The 19,846-nt window shown below is 62.5% G+C and carries 20 protein-coding genes and 1 tRNA gene; 7 read left to right on the top strand and 14 right to left on the bottom strand.

Annotation, left to right across the window (positions count from 1 at the left end; all coding sequences use genetic code 11):
- Positions 1-4: 4 nt before the first annotated feature.
- The 4 genes from secD to queA all read right to left on the bottom strand — a co-directional run bounded on the left by secD (position 5) and on the right by queA (position 4,489).
- Entirely contained in the window at positions 5-1,867 is a 1,863-nt protein-coding gene (secD, locus tag HU763_RS04415) for a protein translocase subunit SecD (RefSeq protein WP_186673521.1), read from the bottom strand.
- Positions 1,868-1,931: 64 nt separating this feature from the next.
- The gene (gene yajC / locus HU763_RS04410; protein ID WP_085623861.1) at positions 1,932-2,267 is read right to left on the bottom strand and encodes a preprotein translocase subunit YajC; all 336 of its coding nucleotides are present in this window, start codon (positions 2,265-2,267) and stop codon (positions 1,932-1,934) included.
- Between the two features lie 42 nt (positions 2,268-2,309).
- On the bottom strand, positions 2,310-3,425 hold the full coding sequence (tgt, locus tag HU763_RS04405) for a tRNA guanosine(34) transglycosylase Tgt (RefSeq protein ID WP_161959640.1): 1,116 nt from the start codon (positions 3,423-3,425) through the stop codon (positions 2,310-2,312).
- A 14-nt stretch (positions 3,426-3,439) separates the two neighbouring features.
- The gene (queA, locus tag HU763_RS04400) at positions 3,440-4,489 is read right to left on the bottom strand and encodes a tRNA preQ1(34) S-adenosylmethionine ribosyltransferase-isomerase QueA (protein ID WP_170028339.1); all 1,050 of its coding nucleotides are present in this window, start codon (positions 4,487-4,489) and stop codon (positions 3,440-3,442) included.
- 107 nt (positions 4,490-4,596) lie between these two features.
- Here queA and HU763_RS04395 point away from each other — a divergent pair.
- Positions 4,597-4,681: transfer RNA gene (locus HU763_RS04395), tRNA-Leu, on the top strand.
- 103 nt (positions 4,682-4,784) lie between these two features.
- Here HU763_RS04395 and HU763_RS04390 read toward each other — a convergent pair.
- Entirely contained in the window at positions 4,785-5,690 is a 906-nt protein-coding gene (locus tag HU763_RS04390; protein WP_186686283.1) for a LysR family transcriptional regulator, read from the bottom strand.
- A 107-nt stretch (positions 5,691-5,797) separates the two neighbouring features.
- Between HU763_RS04390 and HU763_RS04385 the strand changes: the two genes are divergently transcribed.
- The 3 genes from HU763_RS04385 to HU763_RS04375 are packed head-to-tail and all read left to right on the top strand — an operon-like array spanning position 5,798 to position 8,349.
- Complete coding sequence (locus HU763_RS04385; protein ID WP_186686285.1) at positions 5,798-7,039, top strand: D-amino acid dehydrogenase; 1,242 nt, start codon at positions 5,798-5,800, stop codon at positions 7,037-7,039.
- A 27-nt stretch (positions 7,040-7,066) separates the two neighbouring features.
- On the top strand, positions 7,067-7,417 hold the full coding sequence (locus tag HU763_RS04380) for a RidA family protein (protein WP_186686287.1): 351 nt from the start codon (positions 7,067-7,069) through the stop codon (positions 7,415-7,417).
- A 29-nt stretch (positions 7,418-7,446) separates the two neighbouring features.
- Positions 7,447-8,349, top strand: coding sequence for a transporter substrate-binding domain-containing protein (locus tag HU763_RS04375; protein WP_186686289.1), 903 nt, complete (start codon positions 7,447-7,449; stop codon positions 8,347-8,349).
- A 119-nt stretch (positions 8,350-8,468) separates the two neighbouring features.
- Here HU763_RS04375 and alr read toward each other — a convergent pair whose 3' ends face one another.
- From alr to HU763_RS04345, 6 genes are all read right to left on the bottom strand, one after another.
- On the bottom strand, positions 8,469-9,710 hold the full coding sequence (gene alr, locus HU763_RS04370; protein ID WP_186686428.1) for an alanine racemase: 1,242 nt from the start codon (positions 9,708-9,710) through the stop codon (positions 8,469-8,471).
- 232 nt (positions 9,711-9,942) lie between these two features.
- Positions 9,943-11,370 (bottom strand): amidase, encoded by a 1,428-nt coding sequence (locus tag HU763_RS04365; RefSeq protein ID WP_186686292.1) that lies wholly within the window; start codon positions 11,368-11,370, stop codon positions 9,943-9,945.
- Between the two features lie 4 nt (positions 11,371-11,374).
- Complete coding sequence (locus HU763_RS04360) at positions 11,375-12,058, bottom strand: amino acid ABC transporter permease (protein ID WP_186686295.1); 684 nt, start codon at positions 12,056-12,058, stop codon at positions 11,375-11,377.
- Entirely contained in the window at positions 12,055-12,711 is a 657-nt protein-coding gene (locus HU763_RS04355; RefSeq protein WP_186686298.1) for an amino acid ABC transporter permease, read from the bottom strand. Before HU763_RS04355 ends, HU763_RS04360 begins: the two co-directional genes overlap by 4 nt.
- Positions 12,711-13,499, bottom strand: a complete 789-nt coding sequence (locus tag HU763_RS04350; RefSeq protein WP_170028331.1) for an amino acid ABC transporter ATP-binding protein — start codon at positions 13,497-13,499, stop codon at positions 12,711-12,713. Before HU763_RS04350 ends, HU763_RS04355 begins: the two co-directional genes overlap by 1 nt.
- 71 nt (positions 13,500-13,570) lie before the next feature.
- Entirely contained in the window at positions 13,571-14,443 is an 873-nt protein-coding gene (locus HU763_RS04345) for a substrate-binding periplasmic protein (protein ID WP_186686302.1), read from the bottom strand.
- A 98-nt stretch (positions 14,444-14,541) separates the two neighbouring features.
- On the opposite strand from HU763_RS04345, the gene HU763_RS04340 reads away from it, so the two are divergent.
- The 3 genes from HU763_RS04340 (at position 14,542) to HU763_RS04330 (ending at position 17,269) form a co-directional block, all read left to right on the top strand.
- A complete protein-coding gene (locus HU763_RS04340; protein WP_186686304.1) occupies positions 14,542-15,645 on the top strand; it encodes a GlxA family transcriptional regulator in 1,104 nt (367 codons plus the stop codon).
- A 119-nt stretch (positions 15,646-15,764) separates the two neighbouring features.
- A complete protein-coding gene (locus tag HU763_RS04335) occupies positions 15,765-16,253 on the top strand; it encodes a GNAT family N-acetyltransferase (RefSeq protein ID WP_186686306.1) in 489 nt (162 codons plus the stop codon).
- Positions 16,254-16,375: 122 nt separating this feature from the next.
- A complete protein-coding gene (locus HU763_RS04330; protein ID WP_186686308.1) occupies positions 16,376-17,269 on the top strand; it encodes a bestrophin family protein in 894 nt (297 codons plus the stop codon).
- Between the two features lie 183 nt (positions 17,270-17,452).
- Here the strand turns inward: HU763_RS04330 and phnE are convergent, their stop codons facing one another.
- Genes phnE through HU763_RS04315 form a run of 3 tightly spaced genes read right to left on the bottom strand, consistent with a single transcriptional unit; the run spans position 17,453 to position 19,832 of the window.
- The gene (gene phnE, locus HU763_RS04325) at positions 17,453-18,220 is read right to left on the bottom strand and encodes a phosphonate ABC transporter, permease protein PhnE (protein WP_186686310.1); all 768 of its coding nucleotides are present in this window, start codon (positions 18,218-18,220) and stop codon (positions 17,453-17,455) included.
- Positions 18,217-19,044, bottom strand: a complete 828-nt coding sequence (locus HU763_RS04320) for a PhnE/PtxC family ABC transporter permease (protein WP_186686312.1) — start codon at positions 19,042-19,044, stop codon at positions 18,217-18,219. The genes phnE and HU763_RS04320 overlap by 4 nt, the downstream gene beginning before the upstream one ends.
- On the bottom strand, positions 19,038-19,832 hold the full coding sequence (locus HU763_RS04315; RefSeq protein WP_186686431.1) for a phosphonate ABC transporter ATP-binding protein: 795 nt from the start codon (positions 19,830-19,832) through the stop codon (positions 19,038-19,040). The genes HU763_RS04320 and HU763_RS04315 overlap by 7 nt, the downstream gene beginning before the upstream one ends.
- Between the last annotated feature and the right edge of the window lie 14 nt (positions 19,833-19,846).

The following is a 19,846-nucleotide window of genomic DNA, read 5'->3' as shown; positions in this document are numbered from 1 at the left end:
CCCCTCAAACCCACAGCTTCTTGATGTCACGCCCGCCGCAGGTCAGGTTGACCAGCGCACGGGTCACCATCACGGCAGTGAACATCGATGTGAAAATCCCGAGGGACATGGTGACCGCAAAGCCCTTCACCGGCCCGGTGCCCATGGCGAACAGGATGCCACCTACAAGCAAGGTGGTCAGGTTGGCGTCGACGATGGCCGAGTAGGCGCGGTTGAAACCTTCATGGATGGCACGCTGCACCGACATGCCCGCCGCCAGTTCCTCACGGATACGCGAGAAGATCAGCACGTTGGCGTCTACCGCCATACCCATGGTCAGTACGATACCGGCGATACCCGGCAGGGTCAGGGTGGCCCCCAGCAAGGACATCAACGCCAGCAGCAATACCATGTTGCCAGCCAGGGCGATGGTCGCCAGCACGCCGAAGCCGCGGTAGATGGCGATGATGAACAGCGAGACGAACAGCATGCCCCACAGCGACGCATCGATACCTTTGGTGATGTTGTCGGCACCCAGGCTTGGGCCGATGGTCCGTTCTTCAGCGAAGTACATCGGCGCGGCCAGGCCACCGGCACGCAGCAGCAGGGCCAGTTCGGACGATTCGCCCTGGCCGTTCAGGCCGGTGATGCGGAACTGGCTGCCCAGCGGCGACTGGATGGTCGCCAGGCTGATGATCTTCTTCTCTTCCTGGAAGCTCTGTACGGCAACGTCCTTCTCGACGCCGTCGACGGTCTGCTTGACGTAGCGGGTAACCGGCTTCTGCTCGATGAAGATCACCGCCATGCTGCGGCCGACATTGCTGCGGGTAGCGCGGCTCATGAGCTCGCCACCATGGCCATCGAGGCGGATGTTCACCTGCGGGCGGCCGTGCTCGTCGAAGCTGGCCTGGGCGTCGGTGACCTGGTCACCGGTGATGATCAGGCCGCGCTCGACCGCGGCGGAGCGGCCGCCTTCACGGAACTCGAACACTTCGGTGGTGGCCTTGGATGCACCCGGCTCGGCACCGAAGCGGAATTCCAGGTTGGCGGTCTTGCCGAGGATGCGCTTGGCTTCGGCAGTATCCTGCACGCCTGGCAGCTCGACCACGATGCGGTTGGCGCCCTGGCGCTGTACCAGCGGCTCGGCCACGCCCAGCTCGTTGACCCGGTTGCGCACGGTGGTGAGGTTCTGCTTGATCGAGTATTCGCGGATCTCGGCGACTTTCGCCTGGGTCAGCGCCAGACGCAGCACGGCGAGCTCGTTGCGCTCGGTGGTGGTCAGGTCGAAATCATTGAAATTCTTGCGAATCAGGGCACGTGCCTGCTCGCGGGTGGCATCGTCAGCGAAGCCCAGCATGATGCCGCCATCCTGCTGAGGCAGGCTGCGGTAGCGGACGCGCTCTTTGCGCAGCAAGGTCTTGACCTCGCCTTCGTAGACTTTCATGCGCGCGCTCATGGCCTTGTCCATGTCCACTTCCAGCAGGAAGTGCACACCACCGGACAGGTCCAGGCCCAGCTTCATCGGGCTGGCGCCCAGGCTGCGCAGCCATTGCGGGGTGGTCTGGGCCAGGTTCAGGGCCACGACGTAGTCATCGCCAAGTGCCTTGCGCACTACATCCTTGGCTGGCAGCTGGTCTTCCTGACTGGTCAGGCGGATCAGCCCGCTGCCCTTTTCACCCAGGCTCGCGCCCTTGACGGCGATCTTGGCATCGACCAGCGCCTTGCTGACGCGATCGAGGTCGGCCTGGCTCACGTGCAGCGCCGAGCTGGCACCGCTGATCTGTACCGCCGGATCATCCGGGTAGAGGTTGGGAGCGGAATAAATAAAACCGATCGCCAGTACCAGCACGATCAGTGCGTATTTCCACAGAGGGTATTTGTTCAGCATCACGCCGCCCGTTCAAGACGCGGGGCGCTTTGCGCGCCCCGACTGGAAAAATGAAACTGGTAACTCAGATAGCCTTGAGCGTACCTTTTGGCAGGGTGGCCGCAATGGCACCCTTCTGGAACTTCAGCTCGACGCTGTCGGAAACTTCCAGGACCACGAAATCATCGGAAACCTTGACGATCTTGCCGGCGATGCCGCCGTTGGTGACAACTTCGTCACCCTTTTGCAAGTTGCTTAGCAGGTTCTTCTGCTCTTTGGCACGCTTGGCCTGCGGGCGCCAGATCATCAGGTAGAAGATGACCAGGAAACCGACCAGGAAAATCCACTCGAAGCCGGTACCGGCTGGGCCGGCGGCGGGTGCTGCGGCGTCCGCGTATGCGGCGGGGATCAAGAAGCTCATTGGGCACTCCTAATGTAATTTTCTAATAATGGATGCGAACAGTCAGTCCAAGGGCGGTACCGGAAGCCCGCGCTTGGCGTAGAAGGCGTCGACAAAGGCGGCCAATTTACCTTGTTGAATAGCCTCGCGTAAACCGGCCATCAAGCGCTGGTAATGGCGCAAGTTGTGGATGGTATTCAGCATGCTGCTCAGCATTTCGCCGCACTTGTCCAGGTGATGCAGATAGGCGCGGGAGAAGTTGCTGCAGGTATAGCAATCACAGGTCGGATCCAGCGGCGAATCATCGTGGCGATGGAACGCGTTGCGGATCTTGATCACCCCGGTATCGACGAACAGATGGCCGTTGCGTGCGTTACGCGTAGGCATCACGCAGTCGAACATGTCGACGCCGCGGCGCACACCCTCAACGAGATCTTCCGGTTTGCCTACCCCCATAAGGTAACGAGGTTTGTCAGCAGGCATCTGGCCCGGCAGGTAATCCAGCACCTTGATCATTTCGTGCTTGGGTTCGCCGACCGACAGGCCGCCGATGGCCAGGCCATCGAAACCGATGTTTTCCAGGCCTTCCAGCGAGCGCATGCGCAGGTCCTGGTACATGCCGCCCTGGACGATACCGAACAGCGCCGCGGTATTGTCGGCATGGGCGTTCTTCGAGCGCTGGGCCCAGCGCAGCGACAGCTCCATCGAGGCGCGCGCCACATCGTGCTCGGCCGGGTACGGGGTGCACTCGTCGAAGATCATCACCACATCCGAGCCCAGGTCGCGCTGCACCTGCATCGACTCTTCCGGGCCCATGAACACCTTGGCGCCGTCGACCGGCGAGGCGAAGGTCACGCCCTCCTCCTTGATCTTGCGCATGGCGCCCAGGCTGAACACCTGGAAACCACCGGAATCGGTGAGGATCGGGCCTTTCCACTGCATGAAGTCGTGCAGGCCGTTGTGCTTCTTGATCACCTCGGTGCCCGGGCGCAGCCACAGGTGGAAGGTGTTGCCCAGGATCATCTCGGCGCCGATGGCCTCGATATCGCGCGGCAGCATGCCCTTGACCGTACCATAGGTGCCCACCGGCATGAACGCCGGGGTTTCCACGGTGCCACGTGGGAAGGTGATGCGGCCACGACGGGCCTTGCCGTCGGTGGCCAGCAGTTCGAAGGACATTCGACAGGTGCGACTCATGCTTGATCCTCGGGCCCGCGTGGCGCCGGATTGCGGGTGATGAACATGGCATCACCGTAACTGAAGAAGCGGTACCCCTGCGCCACCGCCGCCGCATAGGCGGCCATGGTCTCGGGGTAGCCGGCAAAGGCCGAGACCAGCATCAGCAGCGTGGACTCCGGCAGGTGGAAGTTGGTGACCAGGGCGTCGACCACATGGAACGGCCGGCCCGGGTAGATGAAGATGTCGGTGTCGCCGCTGAAGGCCTTGAGCACGCCGTCGCGCGCTGCGCTTTCCAGCGAACGCACGCTGGTGGTGCCAACCGCGATCACCCGGCCGCCACGGGCGCGGCAGGCGTCGATGGCATCCACCACATCCTGGCTCACTTCAAGCCACTCTTTATGCATGTGGTGGTCTTCGATCTTGTCGACCCGCACCGGCTGGAAGGTACCTGCGCCCACGTGCAGGGTGACGAAGGCGCGCTCGACGCCCTTGGCGGCGATCTTCTCCAGCAGCGCCTCGTCGAAGTGCAGGCCCGCCGTCGGCGCGGCGACCGCACCGGCGCGTTCGGCGTACACGGTCTGGTAGCGCTCGCGGTCGGCGCCCTCGTCCGGGCGGTCGATATAGGGCGGCAGCGGCATGTGGCCGACGCGGTCGAGCAGCGGCAGCACCTCTTCGCTGAAGCGCAGCTCGAACAACGTGTCATGGCGCGCGACCATTTCCGCCTCGCCACCACCGTCGATGAGGATGACCGCGCCCTCCTTGGGCGCCTTGCTGGCACGCACGTGGGCCAGCACCCGGTGGCTGTCGAGCACGCGCTCGACCAGCACTTCCAGCTTGCCGCCGGAAGCCTTCTGGCCGAACAGGCGCGCCGGGATCACCCGGGTGTTGTTGAACACCATCAGGTCGCCCGGGCGCAGGTACTCGAGCAGGTCGGGGAATTGCCGGTGCGCCAGCGCGCCGGTTGGCCCATCGAGCACCAGCAGACGGCTGCCATGGCGCTCGGCCAACGGGTGGCGGGCGATCAGGGAATCAGGGAGTTCGAAGGAAAAATCGGCGACGCGCATGATGATGTTCGGTTCGGCAGGGCCGGGAAGTTTAGCCCAATGTGTGAAAATTGACCATGAAAGCCGATTGACCGACCAGCGGAGCCTCTCTATACTGCGCGCCACAAGCCCTGATGGCGGAATTGGTAGACGCGGCGGATTCAAAATCCGTTTTCGAAAGGAGTGGGAGTTCGAGTCTCCCTCGGGGCACCATCACATCGTTCCAAGCGGTCCCTAGCGGACCCGGAACAGCAGAAAAACCGGCCACTGAGCCGGTTTTTTTGTGCCTATCGGTTTTCAATCAGCCGGTTTTCAATCAGCGCCAACGGTCCAACTGCCCCTGGGCACGGCTGCTGAAGATGGCCAGCAGCTCGCTCAGGGTATGCGCTGACGGCTCGGCAGCGCGGGTCACCGCATACAAGTTGATCGGCAATGCCGGTGCCAGCGGACGAATCGTGGTCGCCCCGGGCGCTGCGCCAAGCGCGGTGAACGGGTCGATGACCGCCAGCCCGGCGCCGGATTCGACCATCGCCCTGGCCAGCGAATAGGTCTGCACCGCGATGCTCACTCGCGGCGGTGGCTCGACTGCCTTCAGGTAGCTGTCGAGGCGGGCCGACAGCGGGTCGGCACTGCTCAGGCCGATCAACGGCGCATCGGCCAGGGCCGTCAATGGCAGCGGCTTGCCTTCATCCGCAGGCGGCCAATAGCCGACCGGTGCCAACGCCACCAGCACCCCACTGGCCAGTGCCTGCGCCTTCAGCGCAGGGTGATCGGGCTGTTGCAGGGTCAGGGCGACATCGATCTCGCGCATCAGCAGGTTCTGCACCAGTTCGCGGCTGTGGGCGCTGGACAGTTCACAGGCGATGTCCGGATAACGCTGGGTCCACTCGTGAATCGCCGGCGGCAACAGCGACAGGGCCAGCGCCGGGGTGGCACCGATGCGCAGGCTGTGGCCCGGCTCACGACGCAGGCTTTGCGCCAGGCGGCGCACCCCTTGCAGGCTCTCCGTGACCTTGTCGACCTCACGCTCCAGCTCCAGCGCTTCGGGCGTCGGCTGCAGCTTGCCGCGCACTCGCAGAAACAACGGGAAGCCCAACTGCTGCTCGGCGTGTTGCAGCACCTTGGTCACGGCAGGCTGGGACACGTGCAGCAACTGCGCGGCACCGCTGACCGAGCCGGTCTGGCGGATGGCCTGGAAAATCTCGATATGGCGAAGGCGCATGGCAAGCCTATAACCTTTGTTTATGGCTCAGTGATCTTTATTCATTTTTCGCCACCTGTCACCTGACCCTAACCTCAGGCTTGTTCCAACCACGAACAAGGACTGACATGGCAAAGCATGTATGCATCATCGGCGGTGGCGTGATTGGCCTGGCAACGGCTTACGCACTGGTGCGCGACGGCGTTGAGGTGACGCTGGTCGAGGCTCGCGATTCGCTGGGCAGTGAAACCAGCTTCGCCAACGGCGGCCAGTTGTCCTATCGCTACGTGGCGCCGCTGGCCGATGCCGGCGTGCCGTTGCAGGCCATTGGCTGGATGCTGCGCGGTGACTCACCGCTGAGATTGCGCCCACGCTTCGATCCTGCACAGTGGCGTTGGATGGCCGCGTTCCTCGCTGCTTGCCGCTCCTCGGTCAACCGCGCCAATGCAGGCCATCTGTTGCGCCTGGCGCTGTTGAGCCAGTCGACCTTGCAGGCCTGGCGTGAAGAGGATGGCCTGAGTGGTTTCAACTGGCGGCGCAACGGCAAGCTGGTCACCTTCCGCCAGGCCAGCAGCTTCGCACACGCACGCAACAACCTTGCCGCGCCTCAGCAACAACAGGTGCTGTCGCACGCCGACTGCGCCCGCCTGGACCCGGCGCTGGCGGAGGCGCCCTTTGTCGGCGCCGTCTATACCCCGGATGAAGAAGTCGGTGATTGCCACGCGTTCTGCCAGCAACTGGCGGCGCGCCTGCGGGCGTCGGGACGTTGCCAGTTCCGCCTGGGCCAGGCCGTCTCCGGCATTCGCCATGCGCATGGCGCGGTAAGTGCGATCGAACTGGGTGACGAAGTGCTGCCGGTGGAGCACCTGGTGGTTGCTGCCGGCCATCGCAGTGCATTGCTGGCACTGCCGGGTGTCGACCTGCCGCTGTACCCGCTCAAGGGTTACAGCCTGACCGTACCGATCGGCAGCCAGCACCGGGCGCCAGACCTGAGCATCACCGATTACGACCGCAAGATCGTCTACGCGCGGATTGGCGAGCAGTTGCGGGTGGCGGCGATGGTCGACATCGTCGGTTTCGACCCATCGCTGGACCCCAAGCGCCTGGCCCTGCTCAAACGCCAGGCCCGCGAAACCTTCGCCAATGCCGGCGACTACGACTATGCCATCGAATGGGCCGGCATGCGTCCGGCGACCCCTAGCGGCGTACCGCTGCTGGGCGCAACGGCGTATCGCAACCTGTGGCTGAACCTTGGCCATGGTGCGCTGGGCTTCACCCTGGCCTGCGCCAGCGCACGCCTGCTCAGCGAACTGATCGGCCAGCGCCGCCCCGCCATCGACCTGCACGGCTTTACGCCCCGTGCGGCCTGAACCCCAACCCTCTGAAGGACTACCGCAATGATCATTGAGCGCATCCAGCCCAACCCACGCTTGTCCGCCGCCGTCACCTATGGCGACCTGGTGTTTCTCTCCGGCCAGGTGCCGGATGACGCCAGCGATGCCACCGGCCAGACTGCCCAGGTACTGGAAAAAATCGACGCATTGCTGGCCGAGGCTGGCAGCGACAAAGACCATCTGCTCAGCGCGACCATCTACCTGAAGGACATCGGCAGGGATTTCGCCGCGATGAATGACGTCTGGTCCGCCTGGTTGTCGCCCGGCCAGGCTCCCAGCCGCACCACCTTGCAGGCCGAACTGGCACGCCCGCAGGTGCTGGTGGAAATATCCGTGGTCGCGGCACGCCGCTGACCACCCCTTACCCACAACGGAGAATAACAATGCAAAAAATCACGTTGATCGGCTGCACCCTTGCCCTGTTGCTCGGTGCCCAGGCCCATGCCGATGAAGCAGCGTTGGGGCCCACGTTAAGCAAGATTGCCAAAGCCAACAGTATCACCCTGGGCTATCGCGATGCTTCAGTGCCGTTCTCCTACGTGGGCGATCACTCGGGCCAACCCATGGGCTACTCGGTCGACCTGGCGAACAAGATCGTCGAGCGGGTGCGGCAGAAGCTGGCGTTGCCCGAACTCAAGGTGAAGTACAACCTGGTGACCTCGCAAAGCCGTATTCCGCTGGTGCAGAACGGTACCGTGGACCTGGAATGCGGCTCGACTGGCGTCACCGCAGAGCGGCAGAAACAGGTGGCGTTTTCCTATGGCTTCATCTACGTCAAGGGCCAGTTGCTGACGGCCAAGGACAGCGGGATCAAGAGCTTCGCCGACCTGCGTGGCAAGAATGTAGTGACCACCGCCGGCACCACCAACGAACGCTACCTGAAAAGCTATAACGTCGATAACAAGATGGACATGTTCGTGATCAGCGCCAAGGACCATGGCGAAGCCTTCCAGATGTTGCAGTCCGGTCGGGCGGCGGCGTTCTACATGGACGATGCGCTGCTCTACGGCGAACGCGCCAAGGCCCGTGATCCGCACAACTGGATAGTGGTCGGGGAAGAGCAGTCACGGGAAATCTACAGCTGCATGGTACGCAAGGATGACCCGCAGTTCCTCGCCCTGGTGAACGCGTCGCTGGGCGAGCTGTACAGCTCAGGGGAAATCAACGGGATCTACCAACGCTGGTTCCAGCAGCCGATTCCGCCTAAAGGCTTGAACCTGGAATTCCCGATGACCAGCGAACTCAAGGCGATCTTCGCCAAGCCGGTGAGCGATCCGGTGCAATAGCTTCAGCCCGGCGTCCATCCTCGGTGAAATCCGGGAGCGGCAGTGAACAGCGTTGGTCACTGCCAAAGGTCGCTACTGCGAAGCGTCAGCACCGCAGTAGCGACTCGCTCTTTTGTGAGTTAATCAGACGTTTTATTCGTCACCAGCGTTTGCGGATTGCTGCTTCCCCACACAGTCGCAAGGTCGACCAGCAATGTTCCGCTGAGCGCTTCAATTTCACCCTGGGTGATCTCACTTTCACCCTGTTTACCGAACAGCACAACTTGATCGCCAGTCGCCACCGCCGGAATATCCGTCACGTCCACCATGACGGTATTCATGGAAACTTTCCCCACCACTGGCGCACGCTGTCCATTTACCAGAACAACGCCTTTATTGGTAAACGCGCGACGGTAGCCGTCAGAGAAACCCACTGGAATATTCGCCAGCCGTGAATCACGACTCAGCGTCACTGTTCGGTCATACCCTACTGTATTGCCTTTCGGGTATTGGTTGACAGACGCCACGTATGACTTGACTTGCATGACAGGTTTGTATTGAACCTGCGACGGTTGCATCATGCCATACAAGGCACCACCAGCACGCACCATGTCCAGATGCGACTCTGGCACTTCCAACGTTGCATAGGAATTTGCTGCATGCAGGGTGATTTTATTTCTATCAATGCCGGCAGTCTTTATCAGCCAGGCCGTTTGCTCATTGAAGGCAGCGAGCCCTTGGCGAACATCCTGCTTATCCTGCACCGCGAAGTGAGTCATGATGCCGACCAGTTGCAGAGGCGCCAGACGCGTGATCGCCAAGGCTTCCTGCCGACCCTGCTCAGTGCTCATTTCAAGGCCGTTACGGCTCATGCCACCTGCGTTCAAGGCCAGGTGAACCTTGAGGCGCTTCCCGTGCTTTTCAGCAACGGCGGCCATTTTCCGAGCATAATCGAGGCCACTGACCAGCTCTTCCATGTTGTACGGCAGTGCGCCTTCCACCTCGGCCAACGTCGCTGTACGCACACGTACAAGTTCGCCCTTGAACCCGCTTTCCCGTACGATTCGGGCCTCTTCATTGCTGGCAACCCCTACGCAGGGCACCTCCATCTTGATGACCGAAGGCATCAATAAAGCAACACCGTGCCCATAGGCATCCGCCTTGAGAATGGCGCACAGTTTCGCTTTATTCGTCAGGGTGCCCTGAAGCATCCGGATATTGTTTTCAAACACCACCTGGTTGACTTCAACCCAGGCGTTACTGGTTGCCACGGCTTGTTCAGACTGCGCATTATCCACAGCAAGCAACGGCGCAGCCTGAACATACCCTTGCCCTATGATCATCGCCAAGGAAAGAGCAATAACAGTCCGTGTTAAAGGCATACAATACATCTCCAGGTACACGATACAGCTGATGAGGGCGGCGAAGCTTACAGTCATGTATTGCCCTGCGCAAGCCATTAACCGAGGCAGAAAATGGCTTGGCTTGACGTGCAGCAATAAACATTACCAACAGCGACAAAAAACCAAACACCGGGTCAAAAAAGTTTGAAGCGCCCGCAACTTTTGATACTGCCAGGGTGATACTCAGGGATATATCAAAGCGTCACATGGATCATGCCACCGCTTTATCTGCCAGCGCCCAACCCTGAGGCCGTAGCGTGTGCCAGTCGCTGGCCTGTTGATAGGCATGGCCGATGCGCAGAACCAACGCTTCGGCGAAGGCCGGCCCCACGATCTGCATCGAGACAGGCATGCGCTTTTCATCGAAGCCGATGGGCAGCGCCACCGAGCACAGATTCAACAAGTTGGCGAAGCGCCCCAGCAAGGCCAATGGCGTGCCATATTCGTCGACCTCTTCCAACGGCACACTGCCAATAGCATTGGTCGGGAAGACGCAGGCGTCTATGTTGCTCATCGCCTCCTGCATGGTTTGCCGGGCGGCGCGGCGCTGATGCTGCAGCTGGATATAAGCCGCCGCGTCGATGGCGCGACCACTGAGTATGCGCCGTTGCACATGGGGGTCGAAGCGCAGGTCGTCGCGCTCGAACAAGCGCCCGAGGTTGGCGTAACCCTCGGCGCTCATCAGCCCGCCAGCGATGCGCATGCATTGCTCCAGCGACGTGGGCAGCGGTTGCTCGATCAATTGCATGCCCAGCGCGGCCAACTGCTTGAGCCCCAGGTCGTATGCCTTCAGTACCCCGGGGGCGATGTGCGCGCGTTCCGCCTCGGGCAACACCCAGATGCGCAAGCCGGCGACCGGCCGCTCGAGGCCGGCAGCGGCGCTGAACACCGGTGCGCGGGCCGAAACCGGGTCCAGCGGGTCTGGCCCCAGCAGGGCATCCAGCATCCACGCCGCATCTTCCACCGTGTGCGTGATAGGCCCTACCGAGTCCAGCGAAGGGCACAGCTCGATCAAGCCATGGCGGCTGACCAGGCCACGTGTGGTCTTCAGCCCGACCAGGCCGCACATCCCCGCCGGAATCCGCACCGAACCGCCGGTATCGGTACCCAGCGCCGCGCTCGCCAGGCCGCTGGCCACGGCCACTGCCGAACCACTGCTGGAGCCACCAGGAGCGTGATGTACGTTACGGTCCCACGGGTTCCAGGGCGTGCCCATCACCGCATTGGTGCCCCAGCCACCAAAAGCGAACTCGACGGTGTGGGTCTTGCCGAGAATGATCGCACCGGCCCGCTCCAGGCGTTGCACTGCAGTGGCGGTCAACGTGGAAACTCGCGGTTGCTGCGCCAATGAGCCACCGGTGATGGCCTGGCCTTGGATCTCGAACAAATCCTTGATCGCCAGCGGAATGCCATGCAGCGGCCCCAGGTGAATGCCGGATGCACGCTGGCGATCTGCAGCGATGGCCGCGTTCAACGCACGCGAGGGATAGGCTTCGACATAGGCATTCAGTTGCTCGTCAAAGCGCTCGATGCGCGCCAGTTGCGCACGCACCAGCGCTTCGCTGGTCAGCGAGCCGGCCTGCAGCGCCTGCTGCAACTGGCCGATGCTGTGGAAAGTTACCTGATCCATGGTGTTCATAGGTTCAACCTCGCACGGTTTTGCGGCCGCGTGAAACGTGCTTTTCAAGCACCCGCGACAGCATTGAAAGAGGGAAGGCGATAACGAAATAGAACAGCCCAACCAGCAGGAAGACATGCATTGGCAGGAAGGTTTCCGAAGCGATGGCCCGCGCTGCCAGCATCAATTCATCGGTGGCAATCAGGGCGCACAACGAGCTGTCCTTGAGGATCGACACGTAGGCATTGAGCAGGGGCGGCAAGATGACCCGAAACACTTGCGGCAGGATGACCGCGGTAAACGCTTTCAGCGGCGTCAGGCCGATTGCGATAGCGGCTTCGCGCTGGCCGCGATGCAGCGAATCCAGGCCGCCACGGAGGATTTCCGCAACGTACGCGGCACCCTGCAAACCCAGGCCGATGGCCCCTGCCCAATAGCCGGACAAGGTCAACCCCAGGCTGGGCAGTGCGAAATACAGGGCCAGCAGCAACGCCAGAAGCGGTACTGCCCGCATGCTCTGGATGAACAACGCTGCCAGGCGCTTGAGGATGCGGTTGGGGCTTCTCAGCGCCCAGACCAGCAACGCGCCCAGCACGACCGCCAGGGCGAACCCGATCAGCGACAGTTCGGCAGTGATCCGTGCACCGAGCAACAGGCGAACGCTCCAGTCGCTCCAGTACTCCGGGTATTGCTGGAAGAAACCGATCATCGCGCGCTCCCCAAATGACGTTCGAGGCGAATGAATCCCACACCGATCGGCAGGATCATCGCCGCGTAGATGCACATCACCGCCAGGTAGATCAGTGACGTCTGGAAGGTTGAGGTCACCAGATTGCGCGCCAGGAACATGATCTCCGGCACGGCGATGGCCGAGGCGATGGAGGTGTCCTTGATCAATTGGGTGACGTAGTTGGCGAACGCTGGCAAGGTCACGCGCAGGGCCTGGGGCAACAAAATGCACCGCAGAATCTGCATCCGGCTCAGGCCGACAGCCAACCCGGCTTCATGCTGGCCGACATGCAGCGACTGCAAGCCGCTACGGAAGATATCGGCCAACACCGCACTGCCGACCAGGCTCAGGCCAACGATGGCGGCCAGCCATGCGGGCAGGTTGATGCCAAGGTAGGAGAGACCGAAATAGATCAGGAACAGATGCGCCAGCGCCGGCACATTGCGCATCCACTCGATGAAGCAGCCAATCACCCCATGCAACAGCCGTGACCGACTGAACGTCAGCAACACAGCCAATACCACGCCGCCGGCGCTCGCCAGCAGCAAGGTGCATAGTGCGATTTCCAGAGCGGTGAGCGCGCCTTTGAGCAACAGGGGCAACAGCCCGAGAAACACCTCGACGTTCGCCATCAAGCGCCCTCCATGGCCATGCGCCCAAGAAAACTGCGGGTACGCTCATGACGCGGGCTGTCGATTACCTGCGCCGAGGGCCCTTGCTCGACAATGTGGCCACCGTCCATGAAGATCACCCGGTCCGCCACGTCCCGAGCAAAGCGCACTTCATGGGTCACCATGATCATGGTGCGGCCCTCCTGCGCCAGCTCACGAATCACGGCGAGTACTTCGCCCACCAGCTCGGGGTCCAGTGCCGAGGTCGGCTCGTCGAACAGGATGACTTTGGGTTGCTGGGCCAACGCGCGGGCGATAGCCACCCGCTGTTGCTGGCCGCCGGACAACTGCTCGGGATAGACCTCGGCCTTGTGCCGCAGGTGGACCTTTTCCAGCATGGCATCAGCCAGCTCGTAGGCCTGCTTGCGTGGCATTCCCTGCGCCTTGATCGGCCCCAGCGCAACGTTGTCGCGCACGGTCAAATGTGGCCAGAGGTAGAACAGCTGGAACACCATCGCGATCTCGCGACGCTGCGGGGCCATTTCCCGATCACTCATCAGGCGTATGCGCTTGCCGTCCTTGACCTGACCGATCAGCTCGTCGCCCAGCCAGATATCGCCCCGGGTGGGTTTTTCCAGGTAATTGATGCAGCGCAGGCAAGTGGACTTGCCCGACCCGCTGGGGCCGATCAACGACAGCGTTTCCCCGGCTTTCAACTCCAGGTTGATGCCCTTGAGCACCTCCAGATCACCATAACTCTTGTGCAGGTCATGCACGCGCAGCAACGCAGGTTCGGACGGGGTCGACATCTTGGTTAACCTCTTTATTGTTATAGGTGTGGCGATGAACCGGCATGTGGCCGATTCATCCGCTCAGGCGCTTACTTGCAGCCAGGCAGTTGCCAGTCCGCCGGGCGGTCGACACCCAGCCTCAGGTTGCTGCCTTGCGGCACATACCAGACATCCTGGGTCAGGCCGTAGCGGGCACCGATCTTGCGCATTTCACAGTTTTTCCAGAGGGTCTGGATCTGCTCGTTGACGGCGGCCACCAGCTGCGGGCTGGCCTCTTTGTTGAAGCCGTACACCACCTGCCCCAGGCCGGTCAGCAGGGGGAACTTCGGATCGTTGTCGGTGAATGCGTTGAAGCGCAGGTGCCATTGTGGATTGCGGAAAATGGCGTACTGCATGACTGGAGGGTCGCCAATCACTGCATCGATGCGCCCGGCGAGCAGATCACGCACCGCAGCATCCGAGGTGTCGTACAGCGCCACTTGCAACCCTTCGATCTTGCGCATCTCCGGGATGAACGAAAAACCGGTGATGGTGCCGACTTTCTTGCCCTGCAGATCCTTGAGGCTGCTCCAGTTGGTCTTGTCGGTCTGGGTGATGCCGTTCTTGAAATAGTGAATCGGGTCGCTCACGGTCATGATCTTCGCGCGCTGCTCGGTCCAACCCATGGTGCCGGCCATGACATCCACGCGGTTGGCTTGTACCGAGGCAATGGTGCTGGCCCAGTCCATCAAGGCAGGTTTGACCTTCAAACCCAGTTTCTCGGATATTTGTTGAAGGATTTCACCGTCGTAGCCGACCATCCGGCTGTCTTGATAACCGGTCCCTGGCATGTCCCCGGTGAAGGCGATAGTCAGGCTTCCCGGCTCTACCGTTTCCAGTGCGGACGCCGGTAGCGAGGCCAGCATGGATACCAGCAAACCCGCGTAGATACCGGCCAACCGTTGAACAATGGGCTTCTGCATCACGTGCTCCTTGATTGTTTTTCTATGAACAGCATGGTGTTAGGCAGGCACTCATCGTATGGTGACCAGCGGCATAACTGGTTGGATGGTTTGCAGGAATGATTGAACATTTGCGACATTTCGGAGATGTGCTGCCCAACACCTCCAGCGCAAGCCTCGTGGAAGCACTCGACAAGGGCCAGGCACGGCATCCGCCAAGCCGACGCGGCGCCACCGAGTTGTCTATCGGGATCGTGCTATGGCCGCGTTTCCCCTTGCTGTCTCTCTCGGGCCTGACCGATGCGTTGCGACATGCTGCCGACACCGGCGATCAGAGCCGCCCGATACGTTGCCGATGGAATGTCCTCGGTAGCCCTGGGCAAAGGGTTGTTTCCAGTTGCGGGCTGGATGTACCCATCGACAGTGAACTCAGCGACCCTCATCAATTCGACTACATCGTGGTGATAGGTGGGTTACTGGACTACCTGGAGACAGCGCCGAAGACTTATCCGGCATTCCTGCATCAGGCGGCTGCCGCTGGCGTGCCATTGATCGGCCTGTGCACGGGCAGCTTCGTGCTCGCACGCCATGGCCTGATGGAAGGGCGTACCGCTTGCGTGCATGCCTACCATTGCGATGACTGGAAACGCCTGTTCCCCCGATTGCGCTTTGTCAGCAACAGTGACTTCCTCATCGACAAGGATCGCATCACCTGCGCAGGGGGTATCTCGGTGATCGAGTTGGCCATCCATCTTGTCGGGCTGCATTGCGGTCCGGATCGGGCCGGCAAGGTCGTGCACCAGATGACCGTCGCGAAAAGCAGCTCTGGCAGTTTCGTCGACCGGCGCAAGGCGCTGGGCTACGCCAGCTCTTCGAACAGGCGCCTGCACGAAGCCGTGATGCTGATGGAAAAGCACATGACCGAGCCTTTGGCTATCGACGCGATCGCCAACCTGGTCGGGACCAGTAAACGCCAGCTTGAGCGGCTGTTCGTTGCTGAAACCAGTAGCACTCCGGCCCAGTTCTATCGCCAGGTTCGCCTCAGGTTTGGCCGCTGGCTGCTGATCAGCTCGGATCGACATATCGGCGAAATCGCTTTTGAATGCGGTTTTGCCGATGCGCCCCATTTCATTCGGCATTTCCAGAACCTGTTCGGCATGTCTCCCGGCAAATTGCGCAAAGAGCTGCTGCGAAACGCCAACCCGAACCAAGCGGGGAAATAGCCAGACAGTGAGCATTGACCCGTCGTGGGGCAGAATGTGGCTTCGCGGGCACACCTGCCCACACCGATACTGCCCCAACCCGCGAATAGGCCCGATCAGCCAGCACACAAGGACTCGCCATGCACCTGACCCACCGCGCGGTACGGCCCGACGACATCCCCGCAATCTGCCGCTTCCCGCAAAGCCCGGCCGAGCTGTTCTATATGTTCCCCAAAGCCACCTATCCCCTCACCCCCGCGCAATTGAGCGATGCCATCGCCCAACGCAGCGGCTCCACGGTGGTGGAAGGCAACGGCACGGTGCTGGCCTTCGCCAACTTCTACAAGGCCGAACACGGCGGTGTATGCGCCCTGGGCAACGTGGTCGTGGCCCCCGCTGCACGCGGCCACGGCGTGGCGCGCTACCTGGTAACGGCCATGATCGAACTGGCCCGCCAACAGTTCGCAGCCCGGGAGGTGTGGGTGTCGTGCTTCAACCACAACACCGCGGGCCTGCTGCTTTATCCACAGCTGGGCTTCGTGCCGTTCGGTATCGAGGAACGGCAGGCGTGGGAGGGTTCGCGAGTGGCGTTGGTGCAGATGAAACAGGTCTTGACTCAGCCCGGCTGAGTCAGCGTGGCAGTGCATGGGGCTGAACGAGGAAAGCAAAATCCCTTGCAACAATCATCCAGCGAACCTTCACACTACCTCGACGTCGGATCCTGCATCTGCCCATTTTCGAGGTACCCCGCGTGAAAGACATCATCGTCCGCAAGTACCGCCTGGCCGTGAAGACCATCGGCTACATCGGCTGGTCGCTGTTCTGGCTGCTGATCTGGGATGTGCTGGTCACCATCGACTTCATGCTGTTCTTCAACAGCAAGTTCACCCTGCCGCTGATCCCGTTGACCTTGCTGGGTTCTGCGCTGGTGGTGCTGGTGAGTTTTCGCAACAGCAGCGCCTACAACCGCTGGTGGGAGGCACGCACCTTGTGGGGGGCGCTGGTCAATAGTTCGCGCAGCTTCGCTCGGCAGACACTTACGTTGATCGACGACGCGGATGACGCGCTCAACCCGGTCAAGGCCACCCTGCTGCGCCGGCATATCGCCTATGTGAACTGCCTGGCAGCGCATTTGAAGGGCGAAAGCTGCCCGGACGCGCTGATGGCTTTCATCCCGCCCGCAGAGTTCGAACGGCGCAACCGCTCGAACAATTTCGCCAACGACATCCTCAGCGGCTCGGCGGCCCTGCTGGCGCGGGAGTACCAGGCCGGGCGGCTGGACAGCATTCGCCTGGCGCGGCTGGAGTCGACGCTGGTAGACCTGTCCAATGCCCAGGGTGGCATGGAGCGGATCGCCAACACCCCGCTGCCCTACCCCTATGTGTATTTCCCGCGGCTGTTCATCACCCTGTTCTGCCTGATCGTACCGGTGGGGCTGGTGGAGTCGCTGGGCTGGTTCACGCCGCTGGCGTCGACGGTGGTGGGGTTCATGCTGCTGGCGATCGAGCGGATCGGAACGGACTTGCAGAGCCCGTTCCGCTTCAGTGAGCACCAGATCCAGATGGACAGCATTTGCGAGACGATCGAGCGCAACCTGGAGTCGATGCAGCGGGAAGCGCAATGTGCCGAAGTGGTTGGTGCGTGAACGATTCCGACTCCACGCAAGCATCTGCCTTGCTCGGGATCCTAGGCCTTGCGCGATCCTCGTAGGAGCGGATTCAGCCGCGATAACCGGCACAGCCGGTGCCAGCCACCGCGTCGCCTGCTTCGCGGATGAATCCGCTCCTACAGGTACAGCGCCAGCCTGCAGAGCAGCCCCGGCTACCGATCAGGCGCGTACGTAGCGTTGACGCAGCACATCGCTCAAGGCATCCACCAGCAAAACCAGCACCAGCATGCCCATGATCACCGTGCTGGCCTGGGCCTCCTGGAACAGGCTCAAGGTGGTGTACAGCATCTGCCCCAAACCACCAGCGCCGACAAACCCCAGCACGCTGGCCATGCGGATGTTGTTCTCCCAGCGGTACAAGCTGTAGGCCAGCAACTGCGGCCACAGGTTAGGCAAGGTACCGAAGCAGAACGCCGCCAGCTGGCTGCCACCCTGCAGGCGGATGGCCGCCGCCGGCTCCGGCGGCGCGTTCTCCAGGGCCTCGGCAAACAGCCGCCCGAGCACGCCGGCGGTGTGCAGCGCCAGGGCCAGGGTACCGGCATTGGGCCCCAGCCCGGCCGCCAGTACCGTCAGCGCGGCCCACACCAGTTCCGGAATGGCCCGCAGGGCATTGAGCAACAACCGCGCACAGCCCTGCAGCGGCCACCCGAAGCGGCCCGCGGCGGGTAACGCCAGCACCAGGCCCAACAGCATGGCCAACAAAGTACCCAACCCAGACATGGCCAAGGTTTCCAACGCGCCATGCGCGACCGCGCGCAAATGCCCGGCAGACAGGTCCGGGTGCAGAAAACGCCCGGCATATTCCGCCATCTGCCCCAGCCCGCCATTGCCGAACAGGGCCTGCCAGTCCAGCTCGAGGTAGGCGAACGAGGCCACCACTGCGGCGATAATGGCCCCGAGCAGCAGCAGGTTGATCGCCCGGTTCATGCCAGCCTCCAGCGCAGCAAGCGGCTGAGCAGGTCAGCCAGCATCACCAGCACCAGGAATGTCAGCAGCATGCTCGCCACTTCCGCACCGGCGAACATGCGCATCGACAGGTCGATCTGCTGCCCTAACCCACCGGCACCGACGAAGCCCATCACCACCGAGGCCCGCACCGCACACTCCCAGCGATACACGGTATACGACACCACTTCCGACGCAGCGCTGGGCAGGATGCCGTAGAGAAACGCCGCCAACCTGCCACTGCCCGCTTGCAACAACGCATGGGCCGGGCGCTGGTCGACCGACTCGAAGATTTCCGCGTAGACCTTGCCGAGCATGCCGCTGTAAGTAATGGCGATAGCCAGCACACCGGCCGTCGGCCCCAGCCCGACAGCCCGCACGAACAGCAACGCCCAGACAATTTCCGGCACACTGCGCAGGAATATCAGCAGCCAGCGCACCGGCAGGCGCAGCACGCGTGACCTTAGCCCGGCACGACCGCCACGCGAGGCCGCGCGCAACGACAAGGCCCGGCTGGCCAGCAGCCCGGCAGGGACCGCCAGCAACAAGGCCAACGCCATCCCGGCGGTGGCCACGGCCAGGGTCTGCAAGGTGGCTTCATACAGCAGCGCCAGGAAGTCTGCTGTGTGAGCCGGCGGCCAGAAGGCGCTGGTAAAACTGGCGATCTGCTGGCGATTCTGCGCCTGGAGCAGCACCCCCGGGTTCAGTTCGCTCAGTTGCACGCCCGGCCACAGCAGCAGTACCGCCAGCAGCGCCAGCAGCAACCTCGGCAGCAAGGCCGGGTCGCGCACGTCAGCCTTCAGCATCGCGGAATCTGCACAGTCAGCGTCGGCCCCTGAGGCGGCGCCGGCACCAGCTGTCCGTTGGCGTACAGCGCATCGAGCAACTGCTCGGTCACCGCGTGCGCCGGGCAGTCGAATACCACCTGCCCTTCGCGGATCCCCACCACCCGCGGAAAGTGCGCCAGCGCCAACTCCACCGCGTGCAGGCTGGCCACCAGGGTTATGCCATGGGCCTGGGCGTGACGGTTGAGCAAGGCCAGGCTGTGGTCAGCCAGTACCGGGTCCATGGCCGACACCGGCTCATCGGTCAACAACAGCTGTGGCTGCTGGTACAACGCGCGGGCAATGCCCACGCGCTGCAACTGGCCGCCGGACAATTGCCCGCACTGCACGAACAATTTGTCGGCCAGGCCCAACTCGGCCAGGACCTGGCGCGCGCCAGGCACATCGCTGGGGTACAACAGGTTGAGCAAGCCGCGCAGCACACCCCACTGCCCCAGGCGGCCGGCCAGCACCGCCGTCACCACCCGCTGGCGTGGCGGCAATGGCGGGGCCTGATGCACCAGGCCGACCCGCGCACGCAGGCGCTGCCGCGCCCTGGCGGACAACGCCCAGGGCTGTTCGCCCAGCAGCTCCAGGCGCCCGCTGCTGGGCTGGATCGCCGTGGCCATCAGGTGCAGCAAGCTGGACTTGCCTGCCCCTGACGGCCCGATGATGGCGACGCGCTCGCCCTGGCAGATACGCAGGTTCACCGCGTCAAGCGCACGCACCTGGCCATGGCGCAGGCCGGCGCCGTGCAGCTGAATAGCCACTTCGCAAGAGACTG

Origin of the sequence: Pseudomonas anuradhapurensis, assembly GCF_014269225.2 — a bacterium.
In the GTDB taxonomy this organism is placed as follows: Bacteria; Pseudomonadota; Gammaproteobacteria; order Pseudomonadales; family Pseudomonadaceae; genus Aquipseudomonas; species Aquipseudomonas anuradhapurensis.
This window is presented reverse-complemented; position numbering and strand designations above follow the sequence as displayed.

Excerpts from the sequence above, each read along its gene's own strand:
- secD (WP_186673521.1), bottom strand. The coding sequence starts at position 1,867 with ATGCTGAACAAATACCCTCTGTGGAAATACGCACTGATCGTGCTGGTA.
- yajC (WP_085623861.1), bottom strand. The coding sequence starts at position 2,267 with ATGAGCTTCTTGATCCCCGCCGCATACGCGGACGCCGCAGCACCCGCC.
- tgt (WP_161959640.1), bottom strand. The coding sequence starts at position 3,425 with ATGTCCTTCGAACTGCTGGCCACCGACGGCAAGGCCCGTCGTGGCCGC.
- queA (WP_170028339.1), bottom strand. The coding sequence starts at position 4,489 with ATGCGCGTCGCCGATTTTTCCTTCGAACTCCCTGATTCCCTGATCGCC.
- HU763_RS04390 (WP_186686283.1), bottom strand. The coding sequence starts at position 5,690 with ATGCGCCTTCGCCATATCGAGATTTTCCAGGCCATCCGCCAGACCGGC.
- HU763_RS04385 (WP_186686285.1), top strand. The coding sequence starts at position 5,798 with ATGGCAAAGCATGTATGCATCATCGGCGGTGGCGTGATTGGCCTGGCA.
- HU763_RS04380 (WP_186686287.1), top strand. The coding sequence starts at position 7,067 with ATGATCATTGAGCGCATCCAGCCCAACCCACGCTTGTCCGCCGCCGTC.
- HU763_RS04375 (WP_186686289.1), top strand. The coding sequence starts at position 7,447 with ATGCAAAAAATCACGTTGATCGGCTGCACCCTTGCCCTGTTGCTCGGT.
- alr (WP_186686428.1), bottom strand. The coding sequence starts at position 9,710 with ATGCCTTTAACACGGACTGTTATTGCTCTTTCCTTGGCGATGATCATA.
- HU763_RS04365 (WP_186686292.1), bottom strand. The coding sequence starts at position 11,370 with ATGAACACCATGGATCAGGTAACTTTCCACAGCATCGGCCAGTTGCAG.
- HU763_RS04360 (WP_186686295.1), bottom strand. The coding sequence starts at position 12,058 with ATGATCGGTTTCTTCCAGCAATACCCGGAGTACTGGAGCGACTGGAGC.
- HU763_RS04355 (WP_186686298.1), bottom strand. The coding sequence starts at position 12,711 with ATGGCGAACGTCGAGGTGTTTCTCGGGCTGTTGCCCCTGTTGCTCAAA.
- HU763_RS04350 (WP_170028331.1), bottom strand. The coding sequence starts at position 13,499 with ATGTCGACCCCGTCCGAACCTGCGTTGCTGCGCGTGCATGACCTGCAC.
- HU763_RS04345 (WP_186686302.1), bottom strand. The coding sequence starts at position 14,443 with ATGCAGAAGCCCATTGTTCAACGGTTGGCCGGTATCTACGCGGGTTTG.
- HU763_RS04340 (WP_186686304.1), top strand. The coding sequence starts at position 14,542 with ATGATTGAACATTTGCGACATTTCGGAGATGTGCTGCCCAACACCTCC.
- HU763_RS04335 (WP_186686306.1), top strand. The coding sequence starts at position 15,765 with ATGCACCTGACCCACCGCGCGGTACGGCCCGACGACATCCCCGCAATC.
- phnE (WP_186686310.1), bottom strand. The coding sequence starts at position 18,220 with ATGAACCGGGCGATCAACCTGCTGCTGCTCGGGGCCATTATCGCCGCA.
- HU763_RS04320 (WP_186686312.1), bottom strand. The coding sequence starts at position 19,044 with ATGCTGAAGGCTGACGTGCGCGACCCGGCCTTGCTGCCGAGGTTGCTG.